Annotated in this window: 14 protein-coding genes; 2 read left to right on the top strand and 12 right to left on the bottom strand. The window is 61.0% G+C overall.

Annotation, left to right across the window (positions count from 1 at the left end):
* Nucleotides 1-32 precede the first annotated feature (32 nt).
* Nucleotides 33-869, bottom strand: coding sequence for a helix-turn-helix domain-containing protein (locus D3227_RS01695; protein ID WP_245451613.1), 837 nt, complete (start codon nt 867-869; stop codon nt 33-35).
* A gap of 324 nt (nt 870-1,193) precedes the next feature.
* On the opposite strand from D3227_RS01695, the gene D3227_RS01690 reads away from it, so the two are divergent.
* Nucleotides 1,194-2,261 (top strand): alpha/beta hydrolase family protein, encoded by a 1,068-nt coding sequence (locus D3227_RS01690; RefSeq protein WP_120012210.1) that lies wholly within the window; start codon nt 1,194-1,196, stop codon nt 2,259-2,261.
* Here D3227_RS01690 and D3227_RS01685 read toward each other — a convergent pair.
* The 5 genes from D3227_RS01685 to D3227_RS01665 form a co-directional block, all read right to left on the bottom strand.
* Complete coding sequence (locus D3227_RS01685; protein WP_120011942.1) at nt 2,184-2,897, bottom strand: DUF2161 domain-containing phosphodiesterase; 714 nt, start codon at nt 2,895-2,897, stop codon at nt 2,184-2,186. The genes D3227_RS01690 and D3227_RS01685 overlap by 78 nt on opposite strands.
* An 88-nt stretch (nt 2,898-2,985) precedes the next feature.
* A complete protein-coding gene (locus tag D3227_RS01680) occupies nt 2,986-3,804 on the bottom strand; it encodes a sulfotransferase domain-containing protein (RefSeq protein ID WP_167480567.1) in 819 nt (272 codons plus the stop codon).
* 37 nt (nt 3,805-3,841) lie between these two features.
* Nucleotides 3,842-5,278, bottom strand: coding sequence for a glycosyltransferase family 4 protein (locus D3227_RS01675; protein WP_147377570.1), 1,437 nt, complete (start codon nt 5,276-5,278; stop codon nt 3,842-3,844).
* A gap of 673 nt (nt 5,279-5,951) precedes the next feature.
* The gene (locus D3227_RS01670; RefSeq protein ID WP_147377569.1) at nt 5,952-6,977 is read right to left on the bottom strand and encodes a DUF5666 domain-containing protein; all 1,026 of its coding nucleotides are present in this window, start codon (nt 6,975-6,977) and stop codon (nt 5,952-5,954) included.
* A 53-nt stretch (nt 6,978-7,030) separates the two neighbouring features.
* The gene (locus D3227_RS01665; RefSeq protein WP_245451612.1) at nt 7,031-7,900 is read right to left on the bottom strand and encodes a DUF6502 family protein; all 870 of its coding nucleotides are present in this window, start codon (nt 7,898-7,900) and stop codon (nt 7,031-7,033) included.
* Between the two features lie 501 nt (nt 7,901-8,401).
* Here D3227_RS01665 and D3227_RS01660 point away from each other — a divergent pair.
* Complete coding sequence (locus D3227_RS01660) at nt 8,402-8,809, top strand: Ros/MucR family transcriptional regulator (RefSeq protein ID WP_120012208.1); 408 nt, start codon at nt 8,402-8,404, stop codon at nt 8,807-8,809.
* Between the two features lie 79 nt (nt 8,810-8,888).
* Here D3227_RS01660 and D3227_RS01655 read toward each other — a convergent pair whose 3' ends face one another.
* The 6 genes from D3227_RS01655 to D3227_RS01620 form a co-directional block, all read right to left on the bottom strand.
* Nucleotides 8,889-9,908: an LLM class flavin-dependent oxidoreductase gene (locus tag D3227_RS01655; RefSeq protein ID WP_120011937.1), complete on the bottom strand. Its 1,020-nt coding sequence runs from the start codon at nt 9,906-9,908 to the stop codon at nt 8,889-8,891.
* A gap of 136 nt (nt 9,909-10,044) precedes the next feature.
* A complete protein-coding gene (locus D3227_RS42540; RefSeq protein WP_245451611.1) occupies nt 10,045-10,494 on the bottom strand; it encodes a hypothetical protein in 450 nt (149 codons plus the stop codon).
* Nucleotides 10,495-11,087: 593 nt separating this feature from the next.
* Nucleotides 11,088-12,095 (bottom strand): ABC transporter substrate-binding protein, encoded by a 1,008-nt coding sequence (locus D3227_RS01635; protein WP_120011936.1) that lies wholly within the window; start codon nt 12,093-12,095, stop codon nt 11,088-11,090.
* Nucleotides 12,096-12,477: 382 nt separating this feature from the next.
* Nucleotides 12,478-13,626, bottom strand: a complete 1,149-nt coding sequence (locus D3227_RS01630) for a response regulator (RefSeq protein WP_120011935.1) — start codon at nt 13,624-13,626, stop codon at nt 12,478-12,480.
* Nucleotides 13,627-13,639: 13 nt separating this feature from the next.
* Nucleotides 13,640-13,987 carry a response regulator gene (locus D3227_RS01625; protein WP_245451610.1) on the bottom strand — a complete coding sequence of 116 codons (348 nt, stop codon included), beginning with the start codon at nt 13,985-13,987 and terminating at the stop codon, nt 13,640-13,642.
* A 14-nt stretch (nt 13,988-14,001) separates the two neighbouring features.
* The gene (locus tag D3227_RS01620; protein WP_167480566.1) at nt 14,002-16,587 is read right to left on the bottom strand and encodes a GAF domain-containing protein; all 2,586 of its coding nucleotides are present in this window, start codon (nt 16,585-16,587) and stop codon (nt 14,002-14,004) included.
* Nucleotides 16,588-16,602 lie beyond the last annotated feature (15 nt).

The following is a 16,602-nucleotide window of genomic DNA, read 5'->3' as shown; positions in this document are numbered from 1 at the left end:
CCGGGCGCGAAAGCGCTCTCCCATGCCAGGAGTCAAACGTCAGGTGATCGCGCGCTCTCACGCCAGGACGCTGGGCTCAGCGAGGTCACCCGCCGGAACTCGCGATTGAAGTTCGACTTCGTCTGGAAGCCGGATTCGAGCATCGCCGATGTTACCGACATGTCGGTTTCGCGGAGCAACCGGCAAGCTTCGGCAATGCGAAAATCATTGATGTACTGGGAGACGTTCTTGCCTGCGAGCCGGTTGACCGCGCCGGATATCTGGCGGGCCGGCACGCCCGCGCGCCGTGCCAGCCGCGACAAGGTCAGGTTTTCGTCGCGCGAGAGTTTCTGATCGACCAACAGATTGCGGATCCGGTCCAGAGCTTCGCGATCCTGCGCAGCCATGGAGGGAGCCTGGGCCGTGTCCGTGGCGGCACGAGCCTGCGCACGGGAAGCGACGATGGCCGTAAGACTTATGAAAAGCAGACTCAGGAGATTTGCGTTGCTGACGATGAAGGCGACATTCTTCCCCTTGCTCCATTCGAAATCCATCAGGATCGCAAGGTCGAAAAAGGCCGACAGACAAAGCGATGCGGCGGCGATGATGAGGGCGCGGTGCGCCGCCACGGCGCCGTCGAAGCGCGCCTCGTCCAGCGCATCAGGACCGGCGCGGCCGAGATTGAGCACGGCCAGTGCATAGCCAACGAAGATCATGATCAAAGCGACGTCGATCAGGACCGGGGCCAACAGCAACAGCGCGACGATAATGACTGGCGGAGTCGCATGAAGCCAACGAGCGCTGCCAGCGTCGGCCACATCGCGGTGGATCAAAACGCGAAAGCTTGCCAACACCAGAGGCGGAAGGCAACTCGCCACCACGGGCAGCATGTATCGCAGTTCCGCCAAGCCGTAACCCCAACGCAAGCCGACGCCGACCGACTGCAAGGCGCACAGGCCGACCAAGGCAAGGAATGGCCGATTCCCCTCTGACGGCTCCTGAGCGCGCAGCATCCGAGCAAGGAGGATCACAAGCAGCAAGGCGACAACGAACGGCAGCGGAATGAAGATCAAGGGCACGTCCCGAGGAGGCGATCAGATGCGGGAATAATGGCTCATATCGCGATCGAGCACGACCTCAATCGCGATCGAGGACGCAGCGGGAAGCGCTATCTGCAAGTCGTCGCTGGTCCTTTGCAACCGAGCGAGATTTCCATGACGCTTTCCCATCTTCTCTCTGCCGCAGTGCTCACCGCCGCATTCATCGCTCCCAGCCAAGCCGCCGAGGTCGGCGTGCGCGAAATCAAAGTCGCCGCGCCCGAACGCGGGCGGGACCTCGCGGTGACCGTATGGTACCCGGCAGCGGCCGGGGGCGAAGCCGCTCTCGTGGGCGACAACAAGGTCTTCAAGGGCGCGCCGGCATCGAAGAACGCGCCGCTGCACGAAGGGCGGTTTCCGTTGATCGTGCTGTCGCACGGATCCGGCGGCCGCGTTCAGGGCATGGCCTGGCTGGCGACGGAACTGGCCAAGGCCGGCTTTGTCGTGGCGGGACCCAATCACCCCGGCACGACCAGCGGCGACTCGACGCCGGCCGATACGCCGAAACTGTGGGAACGCACGCAAGACCTTTCCGCCGTGATCGACGACGTGACAGCCGATCCGCTGTGGAGCGGTGTCGTCGACGGCAGCAAGATCGGCGTCGTCGGCTTTTCGCTCGGAGGGTCCGCCGCGATGGAAATTGCCGGCGCCCGTGCAAGCCTGGATGCCTATGCGCGCTATTGCGACACCTATGCCAAATGGGATTGCGCCTGGTATGCGGGCGGCCAGGCCTATGTCAATGATCAGCCGGTACGGGTCGACAAGGTCGATCTGCGCACAATCGACAAAGCGCGCTTCGAACGATCGAACCTCGATCGCCGCATCAAATCGGCGGTGCTGATCGATCCAGGTCTCGCTCAGGCCTATGAGGCACAGAGCCTGAAAGAGATCGCGGTCCCGATGAGCTTCATCAACCTCGGCGGCGCCGACACGATCCCCGAAGCGGTGATCGCCGACAAACTGGCAGCGTTGGCACCGCAAGGAACATACGCCACGGTGGCGGGCGCCGTGCATTTCAGCTTCCTGCCGGAATGCAAGCCGGGTGGCGCCGAATTGCTCAAATCGTTCGGGGAGGTCGACCCGATCTGCGAGGACGGCGGCACCCGGTCACGCGCCGACCTTCATTCCGAGTTGATTAGCCTCATTCGGGAAGACCTGCAGCGAACCCTGAAGGATCCCATGTGATTGCACGGCGGCAAGGCCGAGTTCGGTCAGCGCGTAGACCCCGCGCTCGGCCCTCGCAAACCAGCCATAGTAATTGTGCAGCAGGATGCTGGCCGCGCGTGATGAAATGGCCTTCAGGTCGCGCGGCCGCTTCGGGCCATCGGCCATGGCGGCGGCGCAGGCCAGCGCGTCCTGCCGGTAGGCGGTCATGATCGGCACGCGCGTACTGCCGCCGGCTGCGGGATCGCCACGCCGGCGCTGATGCTCCTGGACCAGCCGCGACCGTCGCCTCGGGTCACGCCGTGGCGGCAAGGCGGCGGGGCTGAGCAGCAGTTCGACCTCGCCCTTGCCGCTGACGCCCAGCAGGCCGAAGCCAAGGCGCCGGCACAGCGCGCGGAAGCGGCGATCGTGCTCGCGTCCCTTGCCGCGTGCCGACATGCGTGCGGCAAGCCAGACCTCGTCGCAGGCTGCGGCGCGATCGACTGCCTGGAGCACGAGTTCGAGGTTGAACTGCAGTTTCAGCTCGCAAATGACGACCACGGGCGGCTCGCCGTCGCGCACGCCGACGATATCGCAGCCGCCGATCTCACCTTTGACGGAGAAATCGAGGTTCTCGAGGAACCGCTTCACCGGTGTGTAAAGGGACGTTTCCTGCATGCGCAAGGCTTAGCCGATTCGGGCCAAGCTGGCACCGTGAAGACCGCGCGATGCCCGCTACGGTCTGCGGTGCATGAGGCGACAGACCTCACCAGAAGCCGACCAGCGACCTCAGCATCGCTGCAGGGCCGGCTGCGTCTCGGCACATCTTGCGAAACCCGGCTCGTCCCGTCGCGCTCATGACATCATCGTCGATGTCGCGAAGGATGGTCATCGCATTGCGCCATCCGATCCGGGCAAGAGCAGATGCCAGTTCGGCACGTGCGGGATCGAACGGAGTCTGATTCTCTGTTGAGCTCCCAGCCTGGTCGATGTCATTGCTCGCGCCGAGCGCGTGCTGCGGCATTGCCACGGCACTGCCGGCATCGAAAGGCGAAGAAAGATCAAGAAAACGGGAAATCGAATTCAGCGACGAGGCCGGAAATGAAGCGAGCTCTTCATAGCATACGAAATGCACCGGAGCGCCGGTACGCCGCAGTGCCTCCATTGCGAAATAAAACTGGTTCCAATAGTCCGATGGATTCCGGTACCGGTATTCCATTTGCTTGGGCTCCGTAAAATCCTGCCTGATTTCGAACGGTCCGGTCAGAAACGAACTGAGATATCCACTCGGCTTGAAAATTCCATCGTTCCTGGCAAGTCGATACCACGACAGAAGTTGGGTAACCGGGTCCTTGCTCATGACGACGATCGGCAATTCTCCATATTGCAAATCACGCCCGCTCATGAGGGCGGGAAAAATCCCGTGTTTCCAAAACCCTTCGTCGAAAACGACAGGTACCTTCAGATAGCGCTCGACCAGATACTTCGCGAGGTTCGTGCCGGATCTCGGCGTGCCCATGACACGGACGCGGACGGCACCGTCTCCAAACTGTTTCAGCGATCCGCCGACTGTTGAAACATCCATGCTGGTTCCCGTTACACTCGACGAAAGGGTTGACTGCTCAGCCATCAATTCGCTCGGGCTGCCGGCTTGCCTTGGTCGCCACGGAATCCGGCCAGAAGTTCTCCTGCCCAAAATCGCCTAAATCCAGCGCAGACACATGGCTGAATAAGGTCGCGAAGAACTCTTGCTCGCGGATCGGGCGGTACCGCAACGCGATCGTTTGGCGCAGTTGGTCAAGCCAGGCCGGATCCGTGCAGGCTTTGGCGACCGCAGCGCACCATGCTTCGACATTGCGCGCCGGTATAGTCGGCATCAGTCCCTGTGTCGCCTCCGCCAGCGACGGTGCGTCGGAGATGAGGACCGGCAATCCGAAATCGAGGCACTCGGCCGCCCCCAGGCCCCAGCCTTCTGCGACGGAAGGATAGACGCTGAATTCAGCGCCCCGATAGAGCCCCGCAAGCTCCTGATCCGTCACGTTGGCGCGAAATTGAACCCATTCGCGAAGCTCCGGATGCTCCGCCATGAAGGCGACCAGCTCTTCATACATCCACCCCCAGCGGCCGCAAAAGACGAGCGTCGGCAGCCGATCGCCCAGGATGGGCAGAAGTCGATGCCATACCTTGAGGAGCAGGATGTGATTCTTTCTGATCTCGATCGTCGAGCAATAGAGAACGAACTTCCGGCCTTCAATTTGCCTTTCGCGCGACATCCGTCGATCCGCGACGCCTTCCTTGAGAAAGGCGCCAGGCGATGCAACCGCGATTTCCGGAACCCGGCCGGGAGCGGATGTCGTTGCATGGCACCTCACCCTGTCGGCGGTGTATTTCGACACGCAGACGAGCAGGTGCGAATTTTCAATTTGCCATGCCGTGTTGCGGACGAAACCGCGGGCGTGATGAGGGCCGACGAATTGCGGGAAGTCGATTGGGATGAGGTCGTGCATCAGAGTGAAAATGCCGGACCTGATGTTTTCCGTCAGCTTCTTTGAGGCAATTTCGTGTATGCTCGCGCTCGAAAGAAAGCATATGGCGTCCTTATCTTTTAGCGGATCCTTTGTGACGGTTCTTTTCGGGCGCAGGTATGATTTCATGATTTTGAAGAGGCGAATGGCCGTCTTGGACAGTTGAAACTTGATCCCGCTTCTCTTCTCGCAACCCGCTACGAAGATCGCCGCCACGCGATCAAACTCACGCCCAAAAACGAACGGCGCGGCCCGCATGATCGACAACACTTTCCAAAGGCGGGTCGGATAGGAGCTTTCTTCGCCCTCGACGGGTTGCGGCAGCTCACCGTCAACCAGCTGCCTTAGATAGCGAAGCTCTACTTCGCTCAACGTCTGACCCTGCCCCTGTTTGTCCACAACGAAGAAACTGACCGGCGAGGTCTTCCATCGAAGGGCCTGACGGATGAGTGCTGTTTCGACGCGAGGGATGCCCACAGGCGGATGAGGCCCCCACCGGAACGGCAGGGTGGCATCGATATACAGTTTTTTCAATGATTTGCCCTTGGTAAAGCTTCCGCACTATCAAGGCGATCCAGTTGCCATAATAGTACTCATGCCTGTTCAGACCTTATTACTGCGGCAGCTCTTGTCTAATCTCTGTTCCGGCCTTCGATTTCTTAGAAAATGCTTTCCCGGGAGTCGCATACGTGGGAAAATTACCCACGTCAAGAGCACCGAATGTTTTTCGCGTCGCGAGGGGCCTGCTTGGCTTGCGTCTGCGGTCAGTCACGATGGAGTTCGGCCGCCGGCATTCGCGGGCGCCTAAGAAAATTGAAGCATGGGGAATTGACTTGTGGGTAAATTTCCCACAGTCTGAATTGGTCAGCGATGCTGATGCAGAAGAGGAGCAAGGTACTTCGATCCCTGCCATGCAATGTGCCGGAATCGAGTCTCGGCGGATCCCCCGTCCTATGTGATCCGCCGAAAGCAGCCGACAAAAAGAGGCTCGAGCGAGCTCCCCCCGTTTGAGCGAGCCCGTCTTACGGCTGCCCCGGCCGGTCTGTTTTCGTCTATCCCCGAAGACAGGCCGGCCGGATCATCGCTTTTCTTGAAACGACCTCGCCAGCAGCAATTTTTGAAGGGTTTGGGCGCTCCTCGGCGCGACGCCCGACATTGGACCCAACAGGCCTGGCCACGCAGCGGATGCCCGTAGGGCGATCGACTGCTAAGGCCCACCCGGGCCGTCGGGTTCGCCGCCAGGACCGCCGGGCCCGCCAGGGCCTCCCGGTCCGCCCGGTCCGCCTGGGCCACCCGGCCCGCCTGGGCCAGGGGGATGTTGACCGGGCGGCGGGCTGGGTTGGTTTGGCGATTGGGTGCCGGCATTGTCTCGACGTGACGCCGAAACAATATTCCCCTCTCGGTCAAACCTGACATCGAGAAACGCCCGGACATTGCCCGTCGATTTCGAATCGCCGTTTTGGTCGTCGATGGCGACGCCCAAACCTGACTTGAGCTCGTGTCCCCGACGTTGCAGAAAAGTCTCGTACAGGATGCTTGCGACATAGGCCTGCGGAACCGGAGCTTCCGCCTCCAGATGCACCACTCTGTATCCGCCGTCGGCCTTGGTCAGAGTCAACTGAACGCGCCGATTTGCAAACTCTGATGATCTTGGTCCGATCTTGAGCCGCCCGACCAGCAGTTCGCCGGACTTCACGATTGCCAGGCCGCGAACCGAATATAGCGTTTCATCGGGTCTGGCCTCTATCAAGTCGGGCTTGGCCTCGATCAAGCTCGCAACGATTTTTCCATCGGGCCGGCGAATGCCGTAGACGGCCACGACATCACCCGTCCTGACCGCCAATCCCTCAGTAATTTGACTGGTGTCGATGTCCTGCCCCAGGACCGACATTGAGCCGGCAGCTGCGCGCTCGACAGGGCCGACCACCTCGCTGGTGACATGGATCGCGCGGGTGACGGGCTGACCTGCCTGCTGTTCCACCGCGATCCGAACGACCTGCCCTACCTTCAGGTTGCTCGAGGTGACACGAACTCCGTCGACGAACACCGGCACATCCGGCTGATAGGCAACGCGCACGTCATTGACGAAAATGCTGCCGAAACGCTGGATGGTTCCTACAATGCCGGTGCCGCCGATGCCCTGATCACTGTCCGTCCCAGCCGTCCAGCCGGTACCGCCGATCCCTTGGTCCTTCGGCTGCTCTGTCGCTCTTGCAGACATGCCGCCAAACACTGCCGGAAGGCCAACGCCAAGCGTCAGAAAATCCCGCCTCGTCAGCCTCCAGCTCATGAGGTCTCCCCGCCAGCATCCTTTTGCTGGGGCGATTCTTCGGCAATGAGCGAAGTCCCATCCGAGGTCAGAATATAGATGCCGCAATTCCACCGGCTGGTCCCGCCGGGATCACTTTGGATGGCCTGGTTCGCATGCTTGTTCAGGTGGAGCAGCGTCTCGATTGCGAGTTTGCGGCTATAGGCCTCGAGCGATTTGGCAAGCTGTTCGGATAGCCCGTCATAGTGGACGGCACGCTCGAGGAAGGGCGGATCGTCCGCCAGGATGTTCTGGACGGCGGCGGCGGCATGATCCCCGAGATTTCGGGCAAAGTAGTAGAGCCGAACCTCGCCGTCGCCTCGCGGCACCATCGCTCCTTCCATGAGAACGATGCGATCGTTCTCGTCGACCTCAACGAGCTTTCGATCGAGCCAATCGTCCAGGACGGCCCGCGGCCGCAAATCGCGCGTTACCGATTCCACGAGGCTGGCAAAGGATGCCTCTCCGGCCTCGCTCGCTCGCGGCAAGGGCAACGGAATGCCCTTGGCATCGACAAACGACGGATCCGCAAGCCAACGCGCAACGATGGCACTCGTCCTGGAGACAGAGTCGGGCACCACCCGCACCGGAGCCCCTGCGCCTCTTAGCCGACTGACCTCCTTCCGGTGAACGCCGGTCAGCAAGCTGACCCTGCTGTCGGTCTGCTGCTTGTCGGGCAAGGCGAATTCATGCTCCGCCACATTGACATAGAGCTGACGCAGCAGGTCGACGAAGGTCGGAAACGTCACCCCGCACTTGATCGCCAATCGCACCAACGGGCGAAGAGCCCGGTTCAACGCGCCCTGGACCCCATTGGCGTCCAGATATTGTCCCCCCGATTTGCTCATCGCCGTCCTTCACTAGCCAGTCAAGAAATCGACCATCCATCCCTCGAAAACCCTCGCTGAAAATAGTCCGTGGGAAATGTTTCCACAAGAGGACTGTGACAGGAGAGAGGGGGGAGACACCGAAGGTCGATGTCTCAGATGGCTCCTGCGTCTCGAAATTTGCACCCGATCAAGACTGAAAGCCGTGGGCCAGTCACCGATCCAGCAGCTAAACCCAGTGACGGAAATCCTCGCCTTCGGTTAGAGAACTTCTCCCCAGTTGACATGTGTGAAATTTTCCCACACTTTGCTTTCCGGCACTGGAATCCTGAGCATCAGTAACAGCGGCAGCCTTGCCAATGAGAGGCATCTTTGAAGAAACCCTACACAAAGCCAACCCTAAGCAAGATCAAAGACAGACCCGAAAAGCCCCCGACCAAGATTGGCACTCCCCATTACATAAATTCCGCCCTCGGAAAATCCCCCCGCAAAACACTCAAAGCCCCCGAAGTGACGCTCCCTGTGCTGCACCAAGATAATCTCGACCCCCTTGTTTCGATAGCTGCCGATGTCGTGTCGGCCTACATTTCAAACAACCCTCTTCCTGCCGCCGACCTTCCAAATTTCATCGGCCAGATTTACACGTCACTTAAGGTCATTTCAGTTGGAGTTCCCACCGTCCAGCCTGGCGAACTCAAAGCTGCCGTTCCCGTAAGAAAATCTGTGACGCCCGACTTCATCGTCTGCCTCGAAGATGGCAAGCGCTTCAAGTCATTGAAACGGCATATCGGGGTACACTATGGCCTGACGCCGGATCAATATCGAACGAAGTGGAACTTGCCGTCCGACTACCCGATGGTGGCGGCAAATTATTCCGCACGTCGTTCGACGCTGGCCAAATCGATGGGGCTCGGCCGAAAGCCAAAGTAAGTTGCGCCGCGGGGCAGCGTGGGCGGTTTGCGCGAGCGCATAAGCGCCGCGCCAGCCTGCGCCCAACAAGGTCGGAACGTCAGCGCCAGCCGAGGGCCGGCGCGACGTGCTTCAGTATCGCCCCGATGACATGCGCGTTGTAGTCCACGCCGAGTTGGTTGGGGACGGTCAGCAGCAGCGTGTCGGCCTCGGCGATCGCTTCGTCCTCTCTCAGTTGTTCGACGAGGATATCCGGCTCGGCGGCGTAGGTGCGGCCAAACACGGCAAGCTTGTCGGGCTCGATGTAGCCGAAATGATCCTCGCTCCCATTGCCGCCGAAATAGGCGCGGTCGCGGTCATTCACCAACGCGAAGATGCTGCGGCTGACGGACACTCGCGGCTCGCGCGCATGTCCAGCTTCCTTCCACGCCGCGCGAAAAGCCCGGATCTGCTCGGCCTGCTGGATGTGGAGCGGCTGTCCGCCCTCGTCGAATTTGAGCGTCGAGCTTTGCAGGTTCATGCCGAGCTTGCCCGCCCATTGTGCAGTGGCGTTGGTGGCGGCGCCCCACCAGATCCTGTCGCGCAGACCGGCCGAGAAGGGCTCGAGCCGCAGCATTCCAGGCGGATTGGGAAACATCGGCCGGGGGTTGGGTTGCGCGAAGCCCTCGCCGCGCAGCACTTTGAGGAAAACCTCGGCGTGGCTGCGCGCCATGTCGGCATCGCTTTGACCTTCCTGCGGCACGTAGCCGAAATAGCGCCAGCCATCGATCACCTGCTCCGGCGATCCCCGGCTGATGCCAAGCTGCAGCCGGCCGCCGGCGATCAGGTCAGCCGCGCCTGCGTCCTCCGCCATGTACAGCGGGTTTTCGTAGCGCATGTCGATGACGGCGGTGCCGATCTCGATGCGACTGGTTTTGGCGCCAACTGCGGCCAGAAGCGGAAAGGGCGAACCAAGCTGGCGGGCAAAATGATGCACGCGGAAATAGGCGCCGTCCACGCCCAGTTCCTCGGCGGCGACAGCCAGTTCGATCGACTGCAGAAGCGCGTCGGACGCCGACCGCGTCTGCGACTGGGGCGAGGGCGACCAATGGCCAAAGGAAAGGAAGCCGATCTTCTTCATGCGACAAGCAGCCTGTTCATTCTACATCCTCGTCGGCGCGACAGGGTTCATCGCGTCCGTGGATAGCGCGCCCACACAACGCACGTCCATGGCGCTGACTCTTTGAAGGTTTCGAGGGCGGTATTTGCTCCCTCGATTATTGCCTGGCGAACGTCCCCGTGTAGGTGTGCCCGGCAAGCGCATAGGTGACGGCCAGCGTTCCGTCCGGCTGCATCGCAAAGCTGGCGTCCGCGCCATTGGGAAGGCGCCCGAGCTTCAATGTCGTCCCGACAATTTTCCCGGCGCCGTCGGCCACTCCCGGTCTGTTGTCGGCCAGATCTCCCCACGCATAGGTGACAGTCACGCTGCCGCGCGGAGAAATCGTCAGCACGGCCAGCTTGCCTTCATACAGCCCATCCAGCTGTCCAGCCCATATGCCGGAAAAAGCGGCGTATTTGGGCGCAACGCCCTTGGCGGGTGGAATGATGGCAACGGAGGGATCCAGAACCGCCGAACCCTCCGGAGCAGGCGCCGCAACAGCGGGAAGAGCGGGCTGGGGAGCAGGCGGTGGCGGTGTTTCAGGAGCAGTCTGGCAGGCGGCGAGCATGAATGCCGCCAAACCAAGCGTCAGAAGAGGACTGTTTGGTGGAGCCAATCGGAGACTAACCGCCATCATAAAACATCAATAAAAACAATGCGTTCGGTTCTGCATCGACGCCATCATGTACCGCAGTTATGTACCAGTTTTTGAAACCCGTTGCAAATAAGTGCCCGATCCGCGCCTGCACGCACCACCGCCGCGCTTCGACGGCTAACGATAGAATGTTGGAACCGACTGGTGTCGGGGCGCAAGGCCCACGGTTTCCCCCTCAATCAATACGCCATCGAGGCGGCGCGCAAGTTTGTCAGCGTCAACTTGTGTGCCGTGTCCTAAAATACCGTCCAAAATTCCCATGATGTTCCCCAAGCCCCGGGCACCATCGCGCAACGACAACACGAGCGCAAGCCTGCAACAGATGCACCCTCAATGTGCGCAGAACTACGGGAGTATCGACAAAGTGGGAAAGAGCGAACCATGGGGCTAGCAGGGTGCAACTCACCAACGGCGCGACACGGGGCGCCGGCAACGACGCTAGAGGTCGCGGTTGCCCCAATTGTTGCCGTTAGCTTGCCTTGGGTGGATCGACCGCTCCCGCCGCCTTAGGTCTTCAGCTCGCGCTTGAGTTCGTTGAGGAAGCGCCCGTCCGTACCTTCCGCGATAATCCTGTCGGGTGTGGAGCCGATCAAACCGATTTCCTTCAGCCGCAGCGCATAGAAGCGGACGGTGTCAGTGGAATCGTAGTCCCGCCATTTCCGGTAAGGCAACTCGCTGATCGCTGCGAACGCATCATCGTAGTGGCTGGCGAACCCGCCCGCGACCAAGCGCTCGGCAACCAGAGCCGGCGCGGCGGTGCATAGATCTGCAGCCTTGAGGATGGCGCGCAGCACACGCTTGGTAGCAACCGGATGCGCGGCCACAAAATCGCTGTTGCCGGACAGCATGCAGCAGAAATATTGTGACCAAGGTCGGTCCACAGTGCTGTTGACGATCACGTGCCCGACCTTGCTGCGCCGCAATTCCTGCGGGTCCGGCGGAAAGCCAAGGAACGCATCCACGTCACCGCGCGCGAACAGCTCCTTGGGCTTGATCGCCGGGTTCACAACCCAGTTGATGTCGTGCGCCGGATCGAGCCCGACATAGGCCGCGATGCTGGCGAGGAACAGATGCGGGCCCGTACCGAGCCCTTGAACGCCGACGTTCCTGCCTTTCAGATCGACGACGCTGTCGATCCCGCGCTTGGCAAACAGCTCGAAGCAGCCGGGATGGACTCCGCCGAGCAGAGTGATCCGCGCACCGGAGTCCAAGGCGACGATCAAATTTGTCACGAAGTTGAGGGTAAAGTCGATCTCGCCATTCGCCACCGCGGAGGCCTGGGCCGCACCGGCGCCTGTGACGACATAGTCAACCTCGGTGAAGCCCTCAGCACGCAGAAGTTCCTCTGCAACATACTGTGGCGCCACGCAGATGCTAGGAATCTTCGCCAAGCGAATGCGCGTGGTCTCCGGCGGTGGCTCGGCAAGAGCTCGAGTTGGAGCGCCGACGAGGCTGGCGGCGCCGGCGGCCGTCAGGCCGGCCAGGAACCGGCGGCGGTTCTGGATGCTCTGCATAGGAATCCTCCTCCGGTTGAAAGCAAATCAAGCCCTCAGTTCTGAGAGACGCCAGCCGTTCTTGGTCCACGCGCAAGGCCGCATCCGGAATGGATGCCGCCACCAGCGTTAGTCCTACCTCTTGTCGTGAGCGGCGATGCACCGGCCGCTCACATCTTAAGCTCGCGCTTCAACACGTCAAGAAAGCGCCAGTCAGTGCCGTCGGCGATGACCATCTGCGGACTCGACTTGATCATGCCGTCTCCTGCATGCGCAGTGTGTAGAACCGCAGCGAGTCTTCAGGATCGAATTCCCGCCACCTCGTACCGGAAATCCTTCAGCGTCTGGAGAGCGTAGTCACACGACGGGACGAAATCGCGATGGACCATGCCGGGCACTAACGCTAGCTTGGCCGACCGATCCACCGCACGATTTCATAGGCAGGCATCGGGCGGCGAAAACCCTTCAGCGTCAGTTCGCCAACAAGAACGGATTCGACCAGCGACTCGACAGCTCCGAGGACCCGTTGGCTAACAAGAATCTGGCGCGATTTGGCCTCCTCGCACAATCGGGCGGCATGGTTCGACACAGTGCCGATGACGGCATAGTCCGAGCGCTGATCAAAACCGATGCGCCCGATGGTTGCGTGGCCCCTGGCAATGCCGATCCCAAAGCCAAGCAAATAGTCCCGCTTGCGCCATCGCTCTGAATGCTCGCCAATTGCGTCGCGCATCGCAGCAGCCATTGAGACAGCTCTCTCGCTGTGGTCGGCGCATGGCAGTGGATCGTTGAAAACCACGACGATACCGTCGCCCACGAACCGCTCGAGAGTCCCCTCGTGGCGGACAATTTGTTCACCAAGACAGGAATGATACTCGGCAAGAACTGTCATGACTTCTTCGGGTTCGGCGGTCTCCGCGAAGGCTGTAAAGCCGCGCAAATCGCAAAAGACAACGGTCACCTCGCGACGGTGGCTCTGCAAGAGCGCATCTCCATTGCCAGCCGCAACGATGAGATCGGCGACCTGTTCGGGCAGGAACCGCCTTAGCCGCGCCATTCGCTCGAGCTCCGTCACCTGCTCAGCCACGGTTTGCTCGAGCGAGCGATTCCAGTCGGAAAGTTGCGCGGCTTGGTCCTCAAGGCGTTTGGCTTGGCTCGCGACAGTGTCGTGAAGCGCCTTCTGGCGCAGCATCGAGCGCACCCGCGCTAACAGCGCCCTGTGCTCGAAGGGCTTAGTCAGATAGTCGTCGCCACCGGCGTCCAGCCCCTCGACCACGTCGCGCGTGTCGGCTTTCGCGGTGACCAGAATAACGGGGATCGATCGCAGCGATTGATCGTGCTTGAGCATGCGTACCACACTGATGCCGTCGAGCTTCGGCATCATGATGTCGAGCAGGATCAGATCCGGCGTGAGTTCGCGGGCTTTCGCAAGCCCCTCTTCACCATCGGCGGCGGTTGCAACTTCGTAGCCATTCGCCTCGAGGCGCATGCGCAGGATCTCGAGGTTTTCCGGAGTATCGTCGACCGCGAGAATGCGAGGCGGATCGTGCAAGGTGCTGCCTCCCTCAAGAAAGGAACCCGCGAATCTCGGAAAGCAGCTGGCGCGGACTGAATGGCTTGGCAATGTAACCATCGCACCCAGCAGCAAGGGCTTTCGCCTCGTCGCCTGACAACGCGTAGGAGGTGACGGCGATAATCGGAATGTGCCGGAGCGCCGGGTCGGCCTTGATGCGGCGGGCCGCTTCATACCCGTCGATCACCGGGAGCTGAATGTCCATAAGGATCAGGTCTGGCCTGTGCGCTCGGGCTGCAGCGATGCCGGCGGCGCCGTCCGCCGCCTCGATCAGTTCGTATTCGGTGGTGGCAATGAGATCGCGGATGATCTGGCGGTTGTCCTCGGTGTCTTCCACCATCAGGATTCGTTTGCTCATGCGGCCCTCACGTCCTCATTCACCCGGATTGGCACCTTTAGACGGAACGTCGACCCTGACCCGATCACGGACTCGACGTCTATGGTTCCGCCATGCATTTCGGCGATGCGCTTCGAGATCGCCAGGCCAAGACCCGTACCGCCCTTCTGCCTGGTGCTGCTGTTGTCGACCTGCTGGAATTCTTCGAAGATGAGAGCCTGGTCCTTGGAGGCGATGCCGGGACCGGTGTCTCGGACGGTCATCTCGAAGTGCCCGTCGACCGCATCGGCAAGAATGTCGACCGCACCCGTTTCGGTGAACTTGACGGCATTGCCTGCAAGATTGAGCAGGACCTGCGTCAAACGGCGTTCGTCCCCGCGGCCGATTGGAAGGTTCTTGGCAACAGTCGTTGAAAGCTCAAGACCCTTCGCCCGTGCCAGCGGCTCGACAGCCGTAACGGTCGATCGAACAATTTGCGCGACGGAGTAGTCCTCGATCGCCAGCGTGAGCTGACCGGCTTCGATCTTGGAAAGATCGAGTACGTCGTTGATGAGCCCGAGGAGGTGACGGCCGTTTGCCTGCACGCGTGCGACGGTCGTCTTTGCCTTGTCCGGGAGTTCGCCGTAGATGCCGTCGACCAGCAGTTCTGTGAAGCCCAAGACCGAATTGAGCGGTGTCCTGAGCTCGTGGCTCATATTTGCGAGGAACTGCGACTTGTGGCGGCTAGCTGCCTCCAGTTCCTGCCCTTTCTCCTCGATCTCGCGGAACAGCTTGGCATTCTGGATCGCGAGCACCGATTGGGCTGCGAAGGTCTCCAGCAGGTGGACAACTTGCTCATGGAAGGCACCTGGCTTGTAGCGCCTGACGACCAGTGCACCGACGATCTTGTTGGGCCTAAGCAGCGGAACGATCAGAACACCGCGATATCCGGCTTCGACGATCGTCTTTCTTACAAGGACGGATGAGGCCTCCTCGCTGAGGTCGGGAAACTGCACCGGCATCCAGCGCCCGGGTGCGTCGCCGATCCCCATGTCGGCCAGCCCGATCGTCTGGTGTGAGACTGCGGCGATAAGCTCATCGCTCATACCGAAGTTCGCGCGCGGACGGAATTGCTGCCGCGTGCTGCTGAACACGTAGATGGTGCCAGCATCCGTCGCCGACAACTGGACCGCTTTGGCGACGATGGTTTTCAGCACCGTGTCGAGATCCAGCGTCGAATTGACCGCCTTCATCACCTCACCAAGCGCCTCGAGCTCACCAACAGACGCGGCAAGCTCGCGCGTCCGTGACTGCACCGCCTCGAAGAGCCGCGCATTCTCGATGGCGATCACCGCCTGGTCGGCGAATGTCTCGACGAGCGCGATCTCCTTGGGATTGAAAGGTTGCGGCTCAACCCTCGTCATGACGAATACGCCTACGAGATCACCTTCCCGCAACAGCGGGGCAGCGAGGACGGTGCGGAATCCGCCTGCCTCAGCGATCAAGGCAACGCGGTAGTCCGGATCAGCGGTCACGTCTTCGATTTGCACGATCCGCCGTTCTTCGATGACGCGCCCTACGGCGGAGCCTCGGCCTGCGGCAAGCGCTGGAAGTGGATTGGCGTCGACATAAGCACGGAAACTGGGCGGGTAGCCATGCGTCGACACATATCGGAATACGCCATCCAACAACTGCACGATACCACCCTTGTCGGCACGGCAGAGCCTGACAGCCGATTCCACCAACGTATCGAGCACGACCTGCAGATCGAAGGTAGAGCGGCTGATGACCTTCAGAACGTCTGCGGTGGCTGTCTGCTGCTGAAGGGCTTCGTCGAGCTGCTGGGTACGCGTCTCAATCTCCTGATACAGGCGCCCCAGCTGGTCGGACGTCTGGTTGACGTTAGCGGCGAGCACTCCAAGTTCGTCGCGATTGGCGACGGCAACCTGTTGGGCAAAGTCGCCGGCCGCTATCTGGCTGAGACGCGTCTCGATCTTCTTGACCGGTTCGATCAACGACCAGGAGATGATGTAGCCGAGCCCCAACGCCAGCAGGATACTGCCCACCGCAAACGAGACCACGATCAGTCTGGACGTGCCGTACGCACCCTCGGTCGTTTCGATGGCCGCCACCATGTCGGCTTCGGCCATGTTGACCAGCTGGTTTGTCAGCCGCTCGAGGCTATCAGCCGACGGTATGATTTCATCAAGCTGAACCTTGCGCGCCTCCTCAGTGCGGCCGGCGCGGACGAGCTCTGCCACGTGCGTCACCCCGGCTGTCAGCCGTTCATACTCTTGCCTGACCTGGCCAAGCACTTCGACCTCGGCTTTGGCGACGAACTCCATGCGGTCGAGGTCGTAGCCGAACTGATTGAGCTGGCGCATCGCTGCATCCAGCATCCGGTCGTCCTGAAGCAACAGGGCGGTGGAGATGCCGTAGAGCTGGGTGGTCGTATCGTGCTGTACCTGGCGGTAGGCCGCGATCCTGCGCTGCAGCTTGATCAGCTCGTTGGTCTGATCGTTCACCCCACTCAGCACCTGCAACCCGACGGCCCCGAGCACGATCAGCAGGCCGACGATCGACAGGAATGCGATCAAGAGCTTGGTCTGGACGCGTGCCGGCAACCGGGCAACCCAGCC

This window comes from Mesorhizobium waimense (assembly GCF_003601975.1).
GTDB classification, from domain to species: domain Bacteria; phylum Pseudomonadota; class Alphaproteobacteria; order Rhizobiales; family Rhizobiaceae; genus Mesorhizobium; species Mesorhizobium waimense.
This window is presented reverse-complemented; position numbering and strand designations above follow the sequence as displayed.

Coding starts and splice junctions, on each gene's coding strand:
- D3227_RS01685 (WP_120011942.1), bottom strand. CDS start 2,897: ATGCAGGAAACGTCCCTTTACACACCGGTGAAGCGGTTCCTCGAGAAC.
- D3227_RS01695 (WP_245451613.1), bottom strand. CDS start 869: ATGCTGCCCGTGGTGGCGAGTTGCCTTCCGCCTCTGGTGTTGGCAAGC.
- D3227_RS01665 (WP_245451612.1), bottom strand. CDS start 7,900: ATGAGCAAATCGGGGGGACAATATCTGGACGCCAATGGGGTCCAGGGC.
- D3227_RS01655 (WP_120011937.1), bottom strand. CDS start 9,908: ATGAAGAAGATCGGCTTCCTTTCCTTTGGCCATTGGTCGCCCTCGCCC.
- D3227_RS01635 (WP_120011936.1), bottom strand. CDS start 12,095: ATGCAGAGCATCCAGAACCGCCGCCGGTTCCTGGCCGGCCTGACGGCC.
- D3227_RS01680 (WP_167480567.1), bottom strand. CDS start 3,804: ATGGATGTTTCAACAGTCGGCGGATCGCTGAAACAGTTTGGAGACGGT.
- D3227_RS01690 (WP_120012210.1), top strand. CDS start 1,194: ATGACGCTTTCCCATCTTCTCTCTGCCGCAGTGCTCACCGCCGCATTC.
- D3227_RS01625 (WP_245451610.1), bottom strand. CDS start 13,987: ATGGTGGAAGACACCGAGGACAACCGCCAGATCATCCGCGATCTCATT.
- D3227_RS42540 (WP_245451611.1), bottom strand. CDS start 10,494: ATGCTCGCCGCCTGCCAGACTGCTCCTGAAACACCGCCACCGCCTGCT.